At 63.9% G+C, this 18,139-nt stretch carries 17 protein-coding genes; 4 read left to right on the top strand and 13 right to left on the bottom strand.

Going from position 1 to position 18,139, the window contains the following annotated elements; translation table 11 throughout:
- Positions 1–76: 76 nt before the first annotated feature.
- From AB5Y84_RS07315 to AB5Y84_RS07275, 9 genes are read right to left on the bottom strand one after another with little or no spacing between them, the layout of a single operon-like run.
- A complete protein-coding gene (locus tag AB5Y84_RS07315) occupies positions 77–1,276 on the bottom strand; it encodes an ABC transporter permease (protein ID WP_368176683.1) in 1,200 nt (399 codons plus the stop codon).
- Positions 1,276–2,490 carry an ABC transporter permease gene (locus AB5Y84_RS07310; RefSeq protein ID WP_021231144.1) on the bottom strand — a complete coding sequence of 405 codons (1,215 nt, stop codon included), beginning with the start codon at positions 2,488–2,490 and terminating at the stop codon, positions 1,276–1,278. The genes AB5Y84_RS07315 and AB5Y84_RS07310 overlap by 1 nt, the downstream gene beginning before the upstream one ends.
- Positions 2,491–3,180 carry an ABC transporter ATP-binding protein gene (locus AB5Y84_RS07305; RefSeq protein WP_368176682.1) on the bottom strand — a complete coding sequence of 230 codons (690 nt, stop codon included), beginning with the start codon at positions 3,178–3,180 and terminating at the stop codon, positions 2,491–2,493. It abuts the gene before it with no gap.
- Positions 3,173–4,312: an efflux RND transporter periplasmic adaptor subunit gene (locus AB5Y84_RS07300; RefSeq protein WP_368176681.1), complete on the bottom strand. Its 1,140-nt coding sequence runs from the start codon at positions 4,310–4,312 to the stop codon at positions 3,173–3,175. The genes AB5Y84_RS07305 and AB5Y84_RS07300 overlap by 8 nt, the downstream gene beginning before the upstream one ends.
- A gap of 27 nt (positions 4,313–4,339) precedes the next feature.
- Positions 4,340–7,504, bottom strand: a complete 3,165-nt coding sequence (locus AB5Y84_RS07295; RefSeq protein ID WP_368176680.1) for an efflux RND transporter permease subunit — start codon at positions 7,502–7,504, stop codon at positions 4,340–4,342.
- Positions 7,497–8,552: an efflux RND transporter periplasmic adaptor subunit gene (locus AB5Y84_RS07290; protein ID WP_368176706.1), complete on the bottom strand. Its 1,056-nt coding sequence runs from the start codon at positions 8,550–8,552 to the stop codon at positions 7,497–7,499. The genes AB5Y84_RS07295 and AB5Y84_RS07290 overlap by 8 nt, the downstream gene beginning before the upstream one ends.
- A gap of 41 nt (positions 8,553–8,593) precedes the next feature.
- Positions 8,594–9,064 carry a YeeE/YedE family protein gene (locus tag AB5Y84_RS07285; protein ID WP_076492366.1) on the bottom strand — a complete coding sequence of 157 codons (471 nt, stop codon included), beginning with the start codon at positions 9,062–9,064 and terminating at the stop codon, positions 8,594–8,596.
- A 13-nt stretch (positions 9,065–9,077) separates the two neighbouring features.
- Positions 9,078–9,491, bottom strand: coding sequence for a YeeE/YedE family protein (locus AB5Y84_RS07280; RefSeq protein ID WP_042018672.1), 414 nt, complete (start codon positions 9,489–9,491; stop codon positions 9,078–9,080).
- Positions 9,491–9,805 (bottom strand): helix-turn-helix transcriptional regulator, encoded by a 315-nt coding sequence (locus AB5Y84_RS07275; protein WP_005338008.1) that lies wholly within the window; start codon positions 9,803–9,805, stop codon positions 9,491–9,493. Before AB5Y84_RS07275 ends, AB5Y84_RS07280 begins: the two co-directional genes overlap by 1 nt.
- 88 nt (positions 9,806–9,893) lie before the next feature.
- Between AB5Y84_RS07275 and AB5Y84_RS07270 the strand changes: the two genes are divergently transcribed.
- The 4 genes from AB5Y84_RS07270 to AB5Y84_RS07255 all read left to right on the top strand — a co-directional run bounded on the left by AB5Y84_RS07270 (position 9,894) and on the right by AB5Y84_RS07255 (position 13,138).
- Positions 9,894–10,079 (top strand): DUF2892 domain-containing protein, encoded by a 186-nt coding sequence (locus AB5Y84_RS07270; protein WP_005344304.1) that lies wholly within the window; start codon positions 9,894–9,896, stop codon positions 10,077–10,079.
- A 55-nt stretch (positions 10,080–10,134) separates the two neighbouring features.
- Positions 10,135–11,406, top strand: coding sequence for an NAD(P)/FAD-dependent oxidoreductase (locus AB5Y84_RS07265; protein WP_005350342.1), 1,272 nt, complete (start codon positions 10,135–10,137; stop codon positions 11,404–11,406).
- Positions 11,407–11,786: 380 nt separating this feature from the next.
- Entirely contained in the window at positions 11,787–12,191 is a 405-nt protein-coding gene (locus AB5Y84_RS07260; protein WP_335812598.1) for a hypothetical protein, read from the top strand.
- A gap of 218 nt (positions 12,192–12,409) precedes the next feature.
- Positions 12,410–13,138, top strand: coding sequence for an MgtC/SapB family protein (locus AB5Y84_RS07255; RefSeq protein WP_368176679.1), 729 nt, complete (start codon positions 12,410–12,412; stop codon positions 13,136–13,138).
- Positions 13,139–13,229: 91 nt separating this feature from the next.
- On the opposite strand, the gene AB5Y84_RS07250 is transcribed toward AB5Y84_RS07255, so the two are convergent.
- From AB5Y84_RS07250 to AB5Y84_RS07235, 4 genes are all read right to left on the bottom strand, one after another.
- Entirely contained in the window at positions 13,230–14,240 is a 1,011-nt protein-coding gene (locus AB5Y84_RS07250; protein WP_201974204.1) for a LacI family DNA-binding transcriptional regulator, read from the bottom strand.
- A gap of 27 nt (positions 14,241–14,267) precedes the next feature.
- Complete coding sequence (locus tag AB5Y84_RS07245) at positions 14,268–15,683, bottom strand: glycoside hydrolase family 32 protein (RefSeq protein WP_368176678.1); 1,416 nt, start codon at positions 15,681–15,683, stop codon at positions 14,268–14,270.
- Positions 15,683–17,047, bottom strand: a complete 1,365-nt coding sequence (locus AB5Y84_RS07240; protein WP_368176677.1) for a sucrose-specific PTS transporter subunit IIBC — start codon at positions 17,045–17,047, stop codon at positions 15,683–15,685. The genes AB5Y84_RS07245 and AB5Y84_RS07240 overlap by 1 nt, the downstream gene beginning before the upstream one ends.
- An 83-nt stretch (positions 17,048–17,130) precedes the next feature.
- Positions 17,131–18,087, bottom strand: a complete 957-nt coding sequence (locus AB5Y84_RS07235) for an aminoimidazole riboside kinase (RefSeq protein ID WP_368176676.1) — start codon at positions 18,085–18,087, stop codon at positions 17,131–17,133.
- Positions 18,088–18,139: the final 52 nt, after the last annotated feature.

The raw sequence follows: 18,139 nt of genomic DNA, 5'->3' as shown, positions 1-18,139 counted from the left end.
GGAAGCAGTCAATAATCCGAGCAGCGGATAGTAACATCTTGCCACAAGCCCTGCTCGTGCCCCCTCATCGGCGGGGTCAATCCCCCCGCAGGGCAACCACGGGCTCGAGACGCACTGCCCGCAAGGCAGGGGCGACCCCGGCCAGCAGGCCAACCAGGGCGCTGCAACCGAGCGCCAGCAGCAGATAGAGAGGATGGAGGGTGAGCGGCAAGCCGGCCGCCAGCAGGGTGAGCAGCAGCTTGAGCCCGCCGAGCAGGGCCAACCCCATGGCCCCGCCCAGCAGCGCCAACACCACGGCTTCGAGCAGGAACAGCAATAGAATGCGCCGCCGTGGACAACCCAACGCCATCAGCAAGCCCACCTCGGGGATCCGCTCCTGCTGGGCGATGCTCATGATGCTGAAGATGCCGACCGCCCCGATCAGCAGCGAGATAATGCCGAGCCCGCCAACCGCCAGCTTGATGATGGAGAGTATTTTGTCGAGGCTGCTCAGCATGTCCTGCTGGGAGGTGAGGGTGAAGTCCTCGGCGCCGTGGCGGGCGATCAGCACCCGCCTGATCTGGGCGGTGATATCGGCCTCCGTCTGTCCGGAGCGATAGATGACGTCGATCTCCTGCAGCCCCTCCTTGTTGAACAGCGCCTGGGCGTGAGCGGCGGGCAGATAGATCATGTCGTCCAGATCAAAGCCCAGAAATTGCCCCTTGGGGGCAAGTACTCCGGCCACCCGAAAACGGCGATCACCGGCCCGCAGCAGACTGCCCGGCGCATCGCCACCGGGAAACAGCTCAGCCGCCACCTTGGCCCCCAGCACCGCATAGGCGCGGGGCATGGCACTGTCATCCGCAGGCAGAAAACGCCCCTGCACCAGGGTGAGCCGCCAGCCGGAGAGCGCAGCCGGACCTGTGCCCAGAATGGCGGTGCTGCGGGTCAATCCGCGGCTGCGCACCTCCCCTTGCCCCTGCACCACAGGGAGCGCCGCCTCTACCCCTGCCAATCTGGCGAGGGCATCGGCATCCTCCAGCAGCAGGGGACGGCTGCTGGAGAGGATGCCGGGCGGGCCGCCTGCGGTTTCGGTCTTGCCCGGGGTCACGGCGATCAACCGGGTGCCAAATTGGGAGAAGCTGTCGAGCAGATAGAGCCTGAGCCCCTCGCCGATGCCGGTGAGCAGGGTCACCGAGGCGATCCCGATGGCAATGCCGAGCGCCGACAGCAGGCTGCGACTGCGCCCAGCCAGCAAGGCGCGCCAGAGCCAGAACAGCAGATCAGCGGCGCGCATCAGCCACCGCTCCACTGCCCGCTGCGCAGGCTGCTGACCGGATCTTGCCGTGCCGCCCGGGAGGCGGGCAGCCAGCTAAAAAACAGCCCGGTCAGCAGGGCCGCCGGTATGGTGCAGAAAGTAGCGAGCAGAGGGACCGCCGCCGGAAATCCGGGCCAAATCACTCCGGCGAGTGCAACAAGGGCATAGCCCAAGACCGTGCCAAACAGCGCGCCACTGCCGCTTAGCAGCAGCGCCTCCCACAAAAACAGCTGGCGGATCTGGCGACTGTCGGCCCCCAGTGCCTTGAGCAGGCCGATCTCGCCGGTGCGCTGGCGGGTGCTGATCAGCGCCAGATTCATCATCATGATGCCGGAGACCAGCAGGCTGATGGCGCCGATGCCGGCAACGGCCAGGGTGAGGGTCGAGAGAATGGTGGAGAAGGTGGCCAGCATGGCGTCACGGCGCACCACGGTCACATCGAGCACCCCGTGGCGCCCCTGCATCAGCTGCTCCAGTCGCTTGACCAGCGGCGGCACCGCTTGCCCCGCTAGCGGCTGGATCAGCAGCCGAAACAGCCCCTCGGTATTAAACAGCCGCATGGCGCTACCGACCGGGATCAGCGCGGCTTCGGCCATGTCCATCCCTAGATTGCTGCTCTGGCTGGTGAAGACCCCCACCACCCGAAAGCGACGATTGTCAAAACGCAGCCACTGGCCGACCGGATCGGCCTGACCGAACAGCTCACGGGCCACCTTGGCCCCGAGCAGGACGGCCGGTCGATCCTCTGCGGCATCCCCCGGCAGCCAGCGGCCGGAGAGCAGCTCCAGCCCGTGGGTATCGCGCAGCCCGTTGCTGCTGCCAAGCAGCATGGTCTGGCGCAGCCGCGCCCCCTGTTTGGCCTCGGCAAAGCCCATCACCAGCGGCACCAGCCGCACGTTTGGCTGATGCTGGCCAAGGTAGTGCATGTCATCGAGGGTGATCTGCCGCAGACTGTTGCCGGTGACCGGCGGCAGCCCGCCGGTGGTCTCCTTGCGGCCCGGGAACATCACCAGCAGATCCTTGCCAAGGGAGCTGAACTGGTCGGCCACATAGCGCCTCGCCCCCTCCCCCAGCGCGGTGAGCAGCAGCACCGAGGTGACGCTCAGACTCACCGCCAGGATCAAGACCAGCGCCCGTGAACGCTGACGCAATAACGCCACGGCAGCAAAGCGGATTACATCGGGCCGCCTCATTCAGCCCCCGCCGCTATCAGTGTTGATTCGGCCATCGTTCATCAGGATCCGCCTGCCCGCACGCTCACCGAGGCGCGGATCGTGGGTCACCACCACCAGCGTGATCCCCTGCTCCCGGTTGAGCCCCTCCAGCAGGCTAATCACCTCCTCCCCGGAGCGGGAGTCGAGATTGCCGGTAGGTTCGTCGGCCAGGATCAGCCGCGGCGCCATTGCCATGGCTCGTGCGATGGCTACCCGCTGACGCTGACCGCCGGAAAGCTCGGCAGGGCGGTGTCCGGCCCGGTTCTCCAGCCCCAGCTCTCCCAGCAACTGCTGGCTTCGGCGATGGCGCTCGGCAGGGGCGATCCCGCACAGCATCAGCGGCAGCTCGACGTTTTCACGGGCGGTGAGGCGGGAGATGAGGTGAAATGACTGGAACACGAAACCGATGCGATGGCCGCGCAGCTGGGCCAATGCGGGTTCTGACAGGGTGGCGGTGTCCTCCCCTCCCAGCCAGTAGCGCCCCTCGTCTGGCCGATCCAGCAGCCCCAACACATTGAGCAGGGTCGATTTGCCGGAGCCCGAGGGGCCCATCACCGCCAGATACTCCCCCTCGGCAACCCGCAGGGATACGCGATCGAGGGCAGCCACCTCGCTCCCCCCCAGAGTGAAACGACGGCTGACGGCATCAAGGCGAATGAGATCACTCATCCGTCTGCTCCGTGGCGGCGCTGAAAGGGCCCTCCCCGACAATCTGTCCGGGCTGGGCTGCCAGCCGATCACCGGCGGCGAGCCCCTCGGCCACCTCAATCCAGTTCCAGTTTTCCACCCCCCAGCGGGGCACCACCCGCACCAGCTTATCCCCTTCCAGCCGCAGCACGCTGCCATCGTCGGCCCGGCTGCTGGCCGCCACCCGCAGCACATCGGTGGCGCGGGTCACCTCGACTTCAAGGTCGGCGCTGTAGCCGATAAGCAGGGGGACATCGGTGGGCAGGGCAGTGAGCGTAGCCTCCACTTCCACGGTGCGGGCCTGCTTCTCCAGCTCCTTCACATAGGGGGCGATACGGGTGACGGTAGCGGCAAAATCGCGCCCGGGCATGGCATCGAGCAGTACCCGGGCAGACTGGCCCACCTTGAGGCGGGCAGCATCCACCTCATCGATGGGGGCTGAGACATAGAGACAGCGATCGTCGATAAGATCGATCACCGGAGGCATGGCCACTCCGGGCGGTGAGGGGGTCATGTATTCGCCCAGCTTGCTGTTGACCTCCGCCACCACCCCGGCAAACGGCGCCAGCAGGCGACGCTCGCTCAAGCGAGCCTCCACCTGGGCGACCTGCGCCTCGTCAACCCGCTCCTGCTGACGGGATGCCTGACAGACATAGCGGCGGGTATCGGCCAGATTCTGGGCCTGCTCGGCGAGGGTGCGAGAGGTGAGATTTTTGGCCAGCAAGGTGGCCAGCCGGTTGGCCTCCCGCTCGTAGTAGGCCGCCTCGCTGCAACGCTCCTCGCGCTGGGTCTTGCCAAGGGCCTGCTGGGCACGGGCACGGGCAAGATCGGCGTGAATATCGTCACTCCAGAGGGTCAGCAGCAGATCTCCCCGGGCTACCCGCTCTCCGGCCTTGACGGCGATCTGCTCCACCACGCCGCCACCGGGCAGACTGAGCCCGGCCCGCTGACACGACTTGATGGTGCCAGCCCGGGTGTTGACCACGGTGACCAGCACATCCCCCCGCCCGACCTCAGCCAGCCTGATCGGCGTCGGCTGCGGTCGCCACCACCATGCCACAGCAGCCACCGCCACCACGGCGCCACTTCCCCACCACAACCAACCTCTCTTCATCGCGCATCCTTTCGCTAGTGACTCCCGTCATGAGCGTCGGGAGAGCAGGGCATAATAGAGCAAGGGTATCACCACCAGGGTGAGCAAAGTGGAGACCAGGATCCCGAAAATCAGGCTGATGGCCAGTCCGTTGAAGATGGGATCATCGAGGATAAACAGAGCCCCGATCATCGCCGCCAGCGCCGTCAGCATGATGGGTTTGGCCCGCACCTGCGCCGCTTCGATCACCGCCTGCTCGAACGCCACTCCGGCGCTGCGCTGCTGCTCGATAAAGTCCACCAGCAGGATGCTGTTGCGTACGATGATCCCGGCCAGGGCGATCATCCCGATCATCGAGGTGGCGGTAAACTGGGCCCCCAACAGGGCGTGGCCCGGCATCACCCCTATGATGGTGAGCGGAATGGGAGCCATGATGATGAGCGGCACCAGATAGGAGCGGAACTGGGCCACCACCAGCAGATAGATGAGGATCATCCCCACTCCGTAGGCGATACCCATGTCGCGGAAGGTCTCGTAGGTGATCTTCCACTCACCGTCCCACAACAGCGCCCCCTCCCCCAGCTTGTCGGGCTGCTGCACGTAATATTGGGGCAGGTCGATATCGGCACCGGCGGCAAACATGCCGTAGAGCGGGCTGTCGGTGTGGCCACCCATGTCGGCCACCACCATCACCATGGGCTGCATGTTCTTGTGCATGATATAGCTGGGGGCCACCTCATCACGGCGACTCACCAGCTCGGAGACCCGCACCAGCTGGCCGCTCTGGCTGCGCACCTTGAGGGCCAGTACGCCCGCCAGATCCCGTTTGTCACCGGGTGCCAGTTCGATGCGGATCGGCACCGGATACTTGGCGCCGTGACCCTGCAGCCAGCTGGCATCCTGATAACCCACCCCGCCATTGAGGGTGTTCACCAGATCCCCGAGAGCGACCCCGAGCAGGGCCGCCTTGCTGCGATCCACCACCAGCCGCCACTTGGGCTGCGGGTCGGTCAGATAGATATCCACATCCACCAGATCCGCCGTGGCCACAAAACGGGCCTGTACGGCGCGCGCCGCCGCTTCACGGGCGGCAGGCGTCGGGCCATACACTTCCGCAACGATGGGTGACCAGACCGGTGGGCCGGGCGGCACCTCAACGACTTTCAGGTTGCCCCCTGCCGCACTGGCGATGGCCTGCAGCGGCTCCCGAACCGACTGGGCAATCTGGTGGCTACTGCGATCCCGCTCATGCTTGTCCACCAGATTGACCTGAATATCCCCCACGTTGGCGCCGCTGCGGATAAAGTAGTGACGAACCAGGCCGTTGAAATTGATGGGGGCGGCGGTGCCGGCGTAGATCTGGTAATCCTTCACCTCCTCCACCTTGGCAAGCTCCCGCCCGACCGCCAGTAGGGTGCGCTCGGTCTGCTCCAGGGTCGCCCCCTCCGGCATATCGAGCACCAGCTGAAATTCCGACTTGTTGTCAAAAGGGAGCATCTTGAGCACCACCCACTGCACCACCGGCATGGCGGTAGCCGCCCCGACCAGCAGCAACACCACCAGCCAGAGCTTGCGTCTGGCCTTCTTGGCGCCATCACCGATCAGAAAAGGGGTCATCAGCCGGTGAAAGAGACCAGCCTTGGCTTCACCGTGGGCACCGTGCACCTCCCCCTTGAGCAAATGACTCGCCAGCCAGGGGGAGAAGATAAAGGCCACCAGCAGGGAGATGAGCATCCCCATGCTAGCATTGATGGGGATGGGGCTCATGTAAGGGCCCATCAGGCCGCTGACAAAGGCCATCGGCAGCAAGGCCGCGATGACGGTCAGGGTCGCCAGTATGGTCGGCCCCCCCACCTCGTCCACCGCCCCCGGAATCAGATCCTTGAGCGCCCCCTTGCCCAAACCGCGATGGCGGTGGATGTTCTCCACCACGACTATGGCGTCATCCACCAGAATGCCGATGGAGAAGATCAGCGCAAACAGTGACACCCGGTTGAGGGTAAAGCCCCAGGCCCAGCTGGCAAACAGAGTCAGCGCCAGGGTGATGACGATGGCAACGCCCACCACCAGAGCCTCGCGCCAGCCCATGCTCACCAGCACCAGCAGCACCACCGCCGTGGTGGCAAAAATCAGCTTGCCGATCAGGGTGTTGGATTTGGTCTCGGCGGTGACGCCGTAGTCCCGGGTCACCGTCACCTCGACCCCGGCCGGAATAAGCCGATTCTTGAGACTCTCGACCCGCGCCTCCACCCGCTTGGCCACATCAACCGCGTTCTGGCCCGGCTGCTTGCCGATGGCCAGGGTCACCGCCGGATAACTGGCCTGCCCCATCCCCATCCAGCTGCGTTTGGTCGGAGTCTCCTGACCCAGCGAGACCCTGGCCACATCCCCCAGATAGACCGGCTTGCCGTCGTGCAGCCCCACTACCAGCTCTCTAGCCTCCTGCTCACTTTGCAGGAACTGCCCCACCTGCACCTTGATCTCACTGTTGTTCTGCTCGATAGCCTGTGTGGTGCCTACCTGATTGGCGGCCGCCAGTCGCTGGCTCAGATCGCCCCAGCTGATGCCGTGGGCGCTGAGGGCCACCGGATCCGGCATCACCCGCAACACGGCGCTCTGGCTGCCCAGCGTGTAAATATCGCGGGTACCGGGAATGCGCTTGAGTTCGGTCTCCAGCTCATGGGCGACCCGGGTCAGCTCGGGTGCCCCCAGTTGCTTGCTCCCCTCTTTGCTCCATAAGGTCAAACTGACGATGGGGACATCATCGATCCCCCGGGGTTTCACCAGCGGCTGACCGACTCCGATCCCCTGTGGCAACCAGTCGCGGTTGGAGTCGAGCTGGTTGTTGAGATCGACGATGGCCTGCTCACGGCTCACCCCCACCTTGAACACCACCACCAGCAGGGCGCCATCGGGTTGGGAGAAAGAGTAGAGAGTATCAATCCCCTTTATCTGGGAGACCACCTGCTCGGCAGGGGTGGTGACGAGAGAGGCCACTTCAGCCGGGCTGGCTCCTGGGAAGGGAATGTAGACATCGGCGAAGGTGACATCGATCTGCGGCTCCTCCTCCTTGGGGGTCACCAGCACCGCAAACAGGCCGAGCAACAGCCCCACCAGCGCCAGCAGCGGGGTGATGGCCGAGCCCTGAAACCGCGCAGCCAGCCGACCGGCAGGCCCCAGCCTCTCCTTGTTGCCGTTCAGCTCGCTACTCATGGGCCACCTCCTGCTGCTGCGCCCAGGCATCGGGGGCCAACTTGTCACCGGCTTGCAGCCCGGCCAGGACCTCGCACTGCCCTTCAAAGCAATAGCCGACCCGCACCGGCGTCAGGGCCCAGCCAGCGGGCTGCTGCAGATAGACGCCATTGAACTCCCCTTGCCGCAGCAGGGCGCGTACCGGCACTTGCAACACCTGACGCTCACCCTGCTTGAGCTGCACCTTGAGCCACATGCCGGGCAATACCCCGGTGGTTTGCGGAGGCAAGTCGAGGCGCAACCTGAAGGCGTGGCTCTGGCTGTCGGCATAGTTGAAGCGGGTCAATTTGACCGGGGTAACAGACTTGCCATCGGGCAGCAGCACCTGCACATCCGCAGGCTCACGAGCCAGCGTCAGGGCGGATTGGGGTAACTCCACCTCCACCCGCAAGGTGTCGAGGGAGAAGCCGGAAAGCAGCGGGGTACCGGGGGCGACAGTCTCCCCCAACTCCACCAACCTCTTGGTCACTACCCCGGCATAGGGAGCCAGAATGCGGGTATAACCGTAGGCCTCGCGGGCCTGAGTGAGGGCCGCATCGGCAGCGTTCACCTCGGCGCGGGCGGCACGATCCGTCGCCTGGGCATTGTCGAGCTGGGCGCGGGTGATCACCCCCTTGGCAATCAGCGCCTGAAAGCGGGCAAGCTGGCGCTCGGCTTCCACCTGCTGGGCCTGCGCCCGCGCCAGCCGCGCCTCGGCACCCGTGACGGCGGCAAACTGCTCTTTGCCGCTGATCTCCAGCAGCGGCTGCCCCGCCTGCACCTGATCGTTCACATCCACCAGCATGCGGGAGACCCGGCCGCTGGTCTGGGCCGCCACCGTCCCCTGATTGATGGCACTGACGGTACCATCCAGCGTCAACCAGTCGGTCACCGGCTGTGGCGCCACTGTCAACAGGGGCACTGTCAGTGGGGCAATAGGCTCCCCGTCTGCGGCAAAGGCCTGGGGGAATGTCATGGCCTGCGATGTCATCACCAATAAGGTGATCCCCAGCAACCGGATCTTTTCCATCATTACTCTCCTTCCCTGGCGTAATCTGTCACTTCACGGGATCAGGCGGTATGGGACTGGCGCACCTTATCCACTCCCCGAGCTGGCGCCTTGGTCAGCACCCTGGCCAGCCCTCTGTCAAACAGCAAGATCCCGGCCACCATGGCCGCAATAAACAACATTATCATGGGCTGCCCGCTGGAAATGAGACTCAGAGCAGGCCCCGGGCAGATACCGACCAATCCCCAGCCGATGCCAAACAGCGCGGCCCCACCGATCAGCCGGCGATCCAGCCGAGGGGCTGGTACGGCTGCGATGGGCTCCCCCAGCACACTCTGGCGACGGGGTTTCACCAGCAGAAAATAACCCGGCATAAAGACCAGCAGGGCCCCTCCCATCACGAAGGCGAGGCTGGGATCCCAGGCCCCGGCCAGATCGAGAAAACCGGTGACCCGGGCGGGATCCATCATGCCGGAGATGGCCATCCCCAGTCCGAACAACACACCCGCAAACAAACTTGTCAGCAACTTCATGGCAATCAGCCCCTTACAGCAGATGATGAGTGACGAAGACGGTGATAAAGCCAGCCGCCATAAAGGTCAGGGTGGCGACGATGGAGCGCCGGGAGAGCCGCCCCATGCCACAGATGCCGTGGCCGCTGGTGCAGCCATTGCCAAGACGGGTACCGATGCCGACCAGCAGACCGGCCAGCAGCACTACAGGCCAGCCGGGCAAGGTGGTGAATGCGGGCATGGTGGCCCAACCCAGAGTCAGCGCCAACCAGGCGCCCGCCCCCAGCCCCAGCAGAAACAGCACCCGCCACGGTGCACGGTGTTGCAGTGCACCGGCCAAAATGCCGCTGATCCCGGCCACCCGGCCGTTGAACAACATCAGGATCAGGGCCGACAGCCCCGCCAGCATGCCACCGCCCAAAGAGAGCAGCCATTGGCTTTCCATCATCAAGATTCCTTATTTTCCGAGTGACAAAAATGGGTTTGCAGCGCTCCCAGCACATCGGCCGCCGCCTCGCTCACCAGCGAGTAGTAGATCTGCTGGGAGACCTTGCGCGAACGAATCAAGCCGTAGCGCTTCAATACCGAAAGTTGCTGAGAGAAGGCCGACTGCCCGAGCTGGCTATGGGCCAGCAGCTCCCCGACCCCCTTCTCCCCCTCCACCAGCTGGCAGAGCACCATCAGGCGTTCGGGATGAGCCAACGCCTTGAGCAGGGAGGCGGCGGCTGTCGCATGTCTGTTCATCTCGTCGAATTGGCTCATAAGAGTAAATTAGCAATTGCTGATATTTGTTCTATTGTATAAAACAACACTAAATTAGCAATACCTAAAGTAGATAAGGAGAAAGACCATGACAGTAGATAACGGAGTCAGAATCGTCGCGGGTTGCATGTTGCTGCTCTCGCTGATCCTTACCACCTGGGTTCATCCGGGCTTTGTCTGGTTGAGTGCCTTTGTCGGGGTCAACCTGATCCAGAGCGCATTCACCGGTTTCTGCCCGGCAGCGATGATCCTCAAACGGATAGGATTTAAATAACAGGGTCGGATGACCCAGGCTCACATGAGCGTGTAATAAACGCAGGAGGCTGAACATGGCAACGGTAATCGTCATCGGCGCGGGTCTGGGGGGCATGTCTGCCGCCTACGAACTCAAGGCCGAACTGGGCAAGCAGCATGAGGTGATCCTCATCAATGACAAACCGGACTTTGAATTCACCCCCTCCAACCCCTGGATTGCCGTCCAGTGGCGGGAGCGCAAGGAGACCTCGATACCCATCGAACCCCATGTGAAGAAAAAGGGGATCCGCTTTATCCATGCCGCCCTGACCGAGCTGCAACCAGCCGCGCAGCAGCTCACCCTCTCTGATGGCCAGACCCTGCGTTACGACTTTCTGGCGATCTGTACCGGTCCGGCCCTCGCCTTTGACGAGGTAGCGGGGGCTGGCCCCGAATCCGGTGGCACCACCAGCGTCTGCACCCTCTCCCACGCCGAAGAGTGCCGTCACAGCGTCAGCGCACTGGTCGATGAGCCCGGCCCTGTGATTGTCGGCGCCATGCCGGGCGCCTCCTGCTTCGGCCCCGCCTACGAGTATGCGTTCATCCTCGATCGCCACCTGCGCGACAAGAAGGTGAGAAAAAATGTGCCCATGACCTTTGTCACCAGCGAGCCCTACATCGGCCATCTGGGTCTCAACGGCGTGGGCGACTCCAAGGGGATGCTGGAGAGCGAACTGCGGATGCGCGACGTGCAGTGGATCTGCAATGCCCGCACCGTGGCGGCGCAAGATGGCCAGATGACGGTGGAGGAGCTGGACGATGAGGGCAACATCAAGCGCACCCACACTCTGCCCTACAAACACGCCATGATGCTGCCCGCCTTTGTCGGCATTGCGCCGCTGCGGGGCATCGAGGGGCTGGTCAATCCCCGCGGTTTTGTCATCGTCGACGAGCACCAGCGCAACCCCGCCTTCCCGCAGATTTACGCCGCCGGGGTCTGCATCGCCATTGCACCGCCGCACAAGACGCCGGTACCAACCGGGGTGCCCAAGACCGGCTACATGATTGAGGCAATGGTGCGCACCCTGAGCCACAACATCAAGGCGGAGCTCAGCGGCCAGCCGCCGGTGACCAAGGCAGTGTGGAATGCCATCTGTCTGGCGGACATGGGGGACACCGGCGCCGCCTTCGTCGCCATGCCGCAGATCCCGCCGCGCAACGTCGCCTGGTTCAAGAAAGGAAAGTGGGTCCATCTGGCCAAGATCGCCTTCGAGAAATACTTCCTGCACAAAATGCAGGTGGGCGATACCGAGCCCATCTACGAAAAACTGATGCTCAAATACCTTGGCATCGACAAGACCGAATGACCCTGCAGACCCGGCCCTCGCCGGGTCTCTTTTTACGGCCCTGCGCGGCAAAACGGGGCTTTCGATTATGTTTCAAGATGTTGCTGCAAGCGGCGTGGGGTTTACCCTGCCTGCCGCCTCGGCTATCATTCGAGCCTCTTATCAATAGCGGAGACCATCAGTGGGCAACTCATCAAGTGACAGTTGTAGACCGACCCTCATCGTCGGTACCAAGGTCGCGAGCTAGCCGCAGGTCTTTCTCTGCCGCATGCTCGCAACCCTGCGAGAAGCGGAAATCCACTCCCCTCTTCTCCCTTTTTACACTTGACGTCTGGCAACCAGTGGCCAACCGCCACGGTCGCCATGCCTGCATAGTTTCTGCTTCCCACAAGGAGGCTGCTATGCGTTTTATCTCAATCAAACCGGCTGCGGATCGCGCGGTATCAACAGGTTCTGTTGCTACCCGGGCTCACCCCCTGTTGAGCCGGCTCGGCCGTGGCATGCTGCCACGCTGGCTGGGCGGCAAACAGCGTCAGCACCACTACCGGCTGCAGATCCGCTGTGAGGATCGCGCCGATATGGAGCAGGTGCTGGATATGGTGAACCACACGTTGCAACCGGCTGGGCTGCAACCGATGCAATCGATGAAGCCGGGTCGCGGCGGCGGGCGAGAGCTGGTGCTCAACCTGCAGTGCACCCCGCCCCAGCGCCGCTATCTGGTGCAGTTTGTTCATCAGGTCGGGGTGGCACATCCGGTGCGCTGGCAACTGCGCCCGCGCATCGACTGCGATCCCGAGCTCAACTGACCGCTCATCTGCGTTAACCACAGTGAAAGGGGCCAGCCACGCTGGCCCCGCTTGCTGCGTCCTCTCCGAGCGTCAGGGCATCTGATGATGCTCGCGCCCCGGGACGCCGCGTTTTTGTTTTTCTGCTGGCCATCCGCGCAATCATCCCCTGACCCATCCGCCTCCCGGCGTTTCATCATGGATTGCGCCAAGCCAGCACTTATCGGAAGGAGTACGCCATGAAGATGTGGCAACAAATTGACATGCCCTCCCTGCTCGACACCCTGGCCAGCCTGCTGCTCGCCTTTGTGCTCGGCAGTCTGGTCGGGCTGGAGCGCCAGTACCGCCAACGTACCGCAGGCCTTCGCACCAACGTGCTGGTCGCCGTGGGGGCCGCCCTGTTCGTCAGTCTGGCCCAGCGTATCTATGACCTGCACGGCGGCAACTACAACGTGGTCCATGTGGTGGCCTATATCGTCTCCGGCATTGGCTTTCTCGGCGCCGGCGTCATCATGCGCGAGTCGGGCAATATCCGCGGCATCAACACCGCCGCCACCCTCTGGGGCGTAGCAGCGGTCGGCGCCGCCTGTGGCGCCGGGCTGGCCATGGAGGCAATTCTGGGCGCCCTGTTCGTGCTGGCCGCCAACACTCTGCTGCGACCGCTGGTCAACCAGATCAACCGTCGCCCGGTGGACAATACCGACACCGAAGTGACCTACAAGGTGACGGCGCTCACCCCACGCGAGCACCAGAAAGAGGTGCTGCACTGGCTCGAAGAGATGCTGGAGCAGGCCAACTACCCCTTGAGCGAACTCGATATCGAGCCGTTTGGCGAGGGGGATCTGGAGATCTCGGCGGTGTTGCTGGCTACCTCCATCGATGGCGACGAGCTGGATGCCCTGATGCAAAAGCTGGCCATCCACCCCCATATCAAGCAGGTGTTCTGGCGCACCAGTACCACCGACTGAGCTGTCAGCCAGAGTCATGGCTCCATCCGCCCGCAGCAAAAAGCCCCGCCAGCAATGGCGGGGCTTTTTCATATGGATGGGCGAAGAGTGGCTAGCGGCGACTGCGCCAGCGCACCCTGGGGGTGATCACTTGGGCAGTCTGCGCGGGAGGATTGCCCGCTATCAGTTGCTGCATCAGCTCGAAAGCGGCGTGGGCCAGGGCCGGACAATCCTGCGCCACCGAGTCGATGCGCATGGGAATGCAGTCGAGCAGGTCGTGATCATCGAAGGTACACAGGCGCATGCCCGTCTCCATCAGCCCCGCCTCGTTGAGGTAGCGCAGCACCCCTTCCAGCAGGGTAAAGGAGGCAGTAAAGAGCCCCCTGGGAGGCGCCCCCAGCTCGGCCACCAGCTCGGCCATCAGCTGATAACCGGAGCTCGGCTGGTAGTCGCGATGGCGCACCCGGGCGGCATCGGCTTCAAAACCGGCGCGATGGAGCCCCAGCTCATAGCCCGCCAGCCGGTGACGGCTGGGGGAGAGATCCAGCAGGCCGCCGAAGTAGTAGATCTCCTCGCCGCACTCGCTGGCCATGTCCCGCACCAGCTCGGCGGTGGCCTTGCAGGCATCGGAGATCACCATGGGCAGGCGCGACTCGCCAATATGGCGGTCGAGCTGTACCACCGGCAGGCGGTCGTGGATGCGGGCATAGATGTCATCGCTGTGGCCGCTGGAGGCGACAATCAGCCCATCCACCTGACGGCTGATGAGGTTGTCCACCACCCGCTGCTCGAGGGCGGGATCATCCTCGGAGCAGGCGATCAGCAGCTGGATACCCGCCTCCCGGCAGTGGGCCTCGAGGGCACGGGCGATGCGGGCAAAACCGAAGTTGGTGAGATCGGGGATCACCAGCCCCCAGGTGTAGCTGCGGGTCTCGCGCAGGGAGCGGGCATGAAAGCTCGGCAGGTAGTGACACTCCTCCGCCACCGCCTGAATGCGCTTGCGGGTATCGTCGGCAATGCGGTACTCCGCACTCTTCCCGTTGAGCACCAGACTGGCGGTCGCCTTGGACACCCCCGCCAGTTCGGCGATCTGGGCAATCGTGATCCGTTTCTTCTTCTCCACCTGGCCTCCCGGCTGACTAGAACCGGGCTATTGTACTAGGCATGCCGACAGCGGCCAGTGATTGAGGCAAATTTTGCAGCCATCATCGCCGTTGCCTGATGATAGTTGCGGCTTTTCCCCGGGGAAGTAGCGCGCCGACAGGCTGTGACGACCCTCATCGATGAAGCACTCCAGACTGGAGCGATCGCACAGCACGGTGATCCGCCCGCCAGCCCATGGGCTGCTGCGGGTCTCCCACGCCCCGCTCTGCCAGTTCTGGCGCCGCAAGGTGATGCGGTCCGGCTGCCACACCAGCTCGGCCACGGCACCGAACCAGAGGCTCCCCTCACCGCAGAGATCCAGATCGAGCCAGGCCGAGTCGATGGCCAGCCCCGGAAACTCGCCAAGCGTCCCCTCGAAACGGGTCAACTCTCCCTTCAATGCCGCAAGCTCAGCCACCGGCCGCTGGCAGAGCCACTCATCCTGCCAGAACAGCTCCCGCGGGCAGCTCATCTGGTGGATCCAGCCGTGAGCGACCGTAGGCTGGCTCATCTCGTTCTCCTCCGGCAGCCCCAGCCAACCGAACAGGAGGCGGCGCCCCTGACTGTCTCGGGTGGTTTGCGGCGCATAGAACTCGAAGCCCCGATCCAGCTCGTGAAAAGCCCCGTGCTCGAAGTGCTCGCCGTCGAAATCACCGGTCAGCCAGCCACACTGGTAGAGGTTGCGATAATCCTCGCCTGCCGGGGCAATTCCTTGCGGGCAACTTATCAGCACATGGCGCGTCCCCAGCGGGAAGAGATCCGGGCACTCCCACATATAGCCAAACTCACCGAGACCGCCTCGCCCGCTACCGGCGATGGGCCCCACCCGCAGCCAGCTTTGCAGGGTGTCGCCGCGATAGAGCAGCACTTCCCCCTTGTCATCCAGAGTGCGAGCCCCCAGCACCATCAGCCACTGCTGGCCGTCGTGCCACACCTTGGGATCGCGCACATGGCCGCTGTAGCCTGCGGGCAGATCCAGCACCGGCCCCAGCTTGGCAAAACCGGCCTCACCGTCGGCGCGGGCCAGACACTGATAAGCGGTACGACTGCCATCCGGGTATTTGACGTTGCCGGTGTAGATGAGGGTCAGACGCCCCTGCTCATCGCTCACCGCCGAGCCCGAATAGCAGCCGTGGCTCTCATAGGCTTCGGTGGGCAACAGCGCCACCGGCTCGTGCTGCCAATGCAGCAGATCGGTGGAGGTGACATGACCCCAGCCCTTGTTGCGGTGCTCGCAGCCCAGTGGATTCCACTGGTAGAAGAGGTGGTAGCGCCCGTCATGCTCGATAAAGCCGTTGGGATCGTTGAGCAGCCCCACCGGGGCTGCCAGATGCCAGCGGGGCCGATGGGGATCGGCCGCCGCCTTGAGCTGTCCGGCCAGCAGCGACCGGACAATCTGGTTGAGAAGATCGCTTTCCTTCATCACTCCACCTTGTACTTGAGCAGGTAGGAAGCGGCGAAGGCGGCGCCAAAGGCGATCACTAGCCCGATGATGTAATGAATAAGGCTCATGGGCTGGACGATGGCCATGCCGGGAATACCGGTCAGCCCCACCGCCGTCATCCCCACCTTGGCCGCCACCACGTAGACGCCGCCGCAGGCCCCGCCAAACAGACCGGCGAGGAAGGGTTTGATGTAGCGCAGGTTGACGCCAAAGATGGCCGCTTCCGTGATACCCAGCAGGCAGGACATGGCAGCCGGCACGGTAATGGCCTTGATCTTCACGTCGCGAGTCTTGAAGTAGACCGCGAGGCAAGCCCCACCCTGTGCCACGTTGGCCATGGCCCAGATGGGCAGCAGGAAGTTGACGCCAATTTGCGGATTGGCCAGCAGCCCCGCCTCGATGGCATGGAAGCTGTGGTGGATGCCGGTGATGACGATAAGCGAGTAAGTGCCGCCAAATACCAGCCCCGCCAGCCAGCCCGCCTGTTCATAGAGAGCGCTCAGACCGAACGAGATGCCATCCCCCAGCACCCGCCCAGCCGGGCCGATAAAGAGCAGCGCCACGAAGCCGGTGATGATGACGGTGAGAAACGGGGTGAGGATCAGATCCAGCGCATCCGGAATGCGCTTGCGCAGCTGTTTCTCCAGATGGGACATAAACCAGACCGCCAAGAGCACCGGGAAGACGGTGCCCTGATAGCCGATCATCGCCACATCCAGCCCGAAGAAGTCCATAGTCTTGAAGCCACCGGCCACGCCCCAGGCGTTGGTCAGCGCCGGGTGGGTGAGGATGCCGCCAAGGGTAGCCCCGAGGTACGGATTGCCGCCAAACTCCCGCGCCGCCGTAAAGCCGATGAGGATCGGCAGTATGATAAAGGCCGCCGAGCTGAACATGTCGAGCATCACAAACAGGGCGCTGTCGGCATTGACCCAACCGTAGGTGCGCACCATGCCGAGCAGCCCCATCAGCAAGCCCGAGGCGACGATGGCCGGAATGATCGGCACGAAGATGTTGGAGAGGGTTCGCGCCAGCCGCTGGGCCACGTTGAGCTTGGCCGCCGCCATGTCGGTCAGCTCCGCCTTGCTGGCGGTGCCGGTCCCGGTCAGGGTGACGAACTCCGCATAGACCTTGTTGACCAGGCCGGTGCCGAAAATGACCTGGATCTGGCCCGCGTTGCTAAAGCACCCCTTGACCCCCTCCAGCTTGTCGATGGCGGCCTTGTTTACCTTGCTGTCATCGGCCAGCACCAACCGCAGCCGGGTGGCGCAGTGGGCAGCGCTGACGATATTCTCCTTGCCCCCGAGCAGGGGCACCAGATCCTTGGCTATCGCACTGATATTCATATTCTTCCTCTTATGACCCGCCACGCTGGCGGGCCCTAGTCACATGAGAGTAGGGGCTGTCGAACCGGGCTTCTAGCCGCAGCTCAACAGCCATCTGCGCTTGATCGCAAAAAAACATCCAGTTCGGAGCGGGTCGGCAGCGCCGTCATCGCCCCCTTGGCGGTGGTGGCGAGCGCCCCGCAGCCGTGAGCCTGAGCCAGAATGGCGGGCAACTCGGCCAGCGTCGGCAGCGACGAGCGCCCGGCCAGCGCCGCCAGCAGCCCGGCGACGAAGGCATCCCCCGCCCCCGTGGTGTCGATGGGCGTCACTTTCTGCCCCACCCACTCCAGCAACTCGCCACCCAAACGGGCCACCACCCCGGCCGCGCCCCGGGTCACCAGCACCAGCGCCGGGCCAGAGAGAGTTGCAAGCCCAGCGACCAGTTCATCCTCGCCACTCAGCAGTTGCAGCTCCTCGATGGATAGCTTGACCACATCCGCCTGTGCAATTGCCTGACGCACCAGCGGCAGCATCTCGGCGGGGTTGCCCCACACCTCGGGGCGCAGGTTGGGGTCGAAACAGACCCGCCCTCCTGCCGCCTTGATAGCCGCCATGGCCTGCAGGCAGCTGGTGCGTACCGGCTCGTTGGCGAGCGCGATGGAGCAGGTGAGCAGCCACTGACCGGCATCGAAGCGGGGCAACTCATCCGGGGTGAGGAACTGGTCTGCACTGGGGCGCACCATAAAGGTGAAGCTGCGCTCCCCCTCATCATCCAGTGCCACCAGCACGGTAGAGGTGCGATGGTCTGGATCGAGCCGCAGCGTACCGATATCCACCCCCTCACCGCTCAGGGTCTCGGCCATAAAGCGGCCGAACGGATCGGCACCAACCCGGCCGATAAAGGCCGCATCGCCACCCAGCCGTGCCACGCCAACAGCCACATTGGCGGGTGCGCCCCCCGGACACTTGAGGTAGTGCAACGCCCCTTCCGGGATCAAGTCCACCACCGCATCCCCCATTACCCACACTCGATTCGTCACCTTGCTACTCCACTGCTGCATCGGATCCTCGGTCAAACCCGAACTCTGTTCTGTTGGTTGGCATTATCAGCTA

It is taken from the genome of Aeromonas sp. s11, from assembly GCF_040907945.1.
Classification (GTDB): Bacteria; Pseudomonadota; Gammaproteobacteria; order Enterobacterales; family Aeromonadaceae; genus Aeromonas; species Aeromonas veronii.
The sequence above is the reverse complement of the archived record's forward strand: the minus strand, read 5'-3'. Positions and strand labels throughout refer to the sequence as shown.

Bases quoted from the DNA above. Each gene is read 5' to 3' on its own strand.
- AB5Y84_RS07300 (WP_368176681.1), bottom strand. From the start codon at position 4,312: ATGAAGAGAGGTTGGTTGTGGTGGGGAAGTGGCGCCGTGGTGGCGGTG.
- AB5Y84_RS07285 (WP_076492366.1), bottom strand. From the start codon at position 9,064: ATGAAGTTGCTGACAAGTTTGTTTGCGGGTGTGTTGTTCGGACTGGGG.
- AB5Y84_RS07260 (WP_335812598.1), top strand. From the start codon at position 11,787: ATGCGTTTTATCTCAATCAAACCGGCTGCGGATCGCGCGGTATCAACA.
- AB5Y84_RS07245 (WP_368176678.1), bottom strand. From the start codon at position 15,683: ATGAAGGAAAGCGATCTTCTCAACCAGATTGTCCGGTCGCTGCTGGCC.
- AB5Y84_RS07290 (WP_368176706.1), bottom strand. From the start codon at position 8,552: ATGGAAAAGATCCGGTTGCTGGGGATCACCTTATTGGTGATGACATCG.
- AB5Y84_RS07310 (WP_021231144.1), bottom strand. From the start codon at position 2,490: ATGAGGCGGCCCGATGTAATCCGCTTTGCTGCCGTGGCGTTATTGCGT.
- AB5Y84_RS07235 (WP_368176676.1), bottom strand. From the start codon at position 18,087: ATGCAGCAGTGGAGTAGCAAGGTGACGAATCGAGTGTGGGTAATGGGG.
- AB5Y84_RS07270 (WP_005344304.1), top strand. From the start codon at position 9,894: ATGACAGTAGATAACGGAGTCAGAATCGTCGCGGGTTGCATGTTGCTG.
- AB5Y84_RS07275 (WP_005338008.1), bottom strand. From the start codon at position 9,805: ATGAGCCAATTCGACGAGATGAACAGACATGCGACAGCCGCCGCCTCC.
- AB5Y84_RS07295 (WP_368176680.1), bottom strand. From the start codon at position 7,504: ATGAGTAGCGAGCTGAACGGCAACAAGGAGAGGCTGGGGCCTGCCGGT.
- AB5Y84_RS07240 (WP_368176677.1), bottom strand. From the start codon at position 17,047: ATGAATATCAGTGCGATAGCCAAGGATCTGGTGCCCCTGCTCGGGGGC.
- AB5Y84_RS07265 (WP_005350342.1), top strand. From the start codon at position 10,135: ATGGCAACGGTAATCGTCATCGGCGCGGGTCTGGGGGGCATGTCTGCC.
- AB5Y84_RS07280 (WP_042018672.1), bottom strand. From the start codon at position 9,491: ATGATGGAAAGCCAATGGCTGCTCTCTTTGGGCGGTGGCATGCTGGCG.
- AB5Y84_RS07255 (WP_368176679.1), top strand. From the start codon at position 12,410: ATGAAGATGTGGCAACAAATTGACATGCCCTCCCTGCTCGACACCCTG.
- AB5Y84_RS07305 (WP_368176682.1), bottom strand. From the start codon at position 3,180: ATGAGTGATCTCATTCGCCTTGATGCCGTCAGCCGTCGTTTCACTCTG.
- AB5Y84_RS07315 (WP_368176683.1), bottom strand. From the start codon at position 1,276: ATGCGCGCCGCTGATCTGCTGTTCTGGCTCTGGCGCGCCTTGCTGGCT.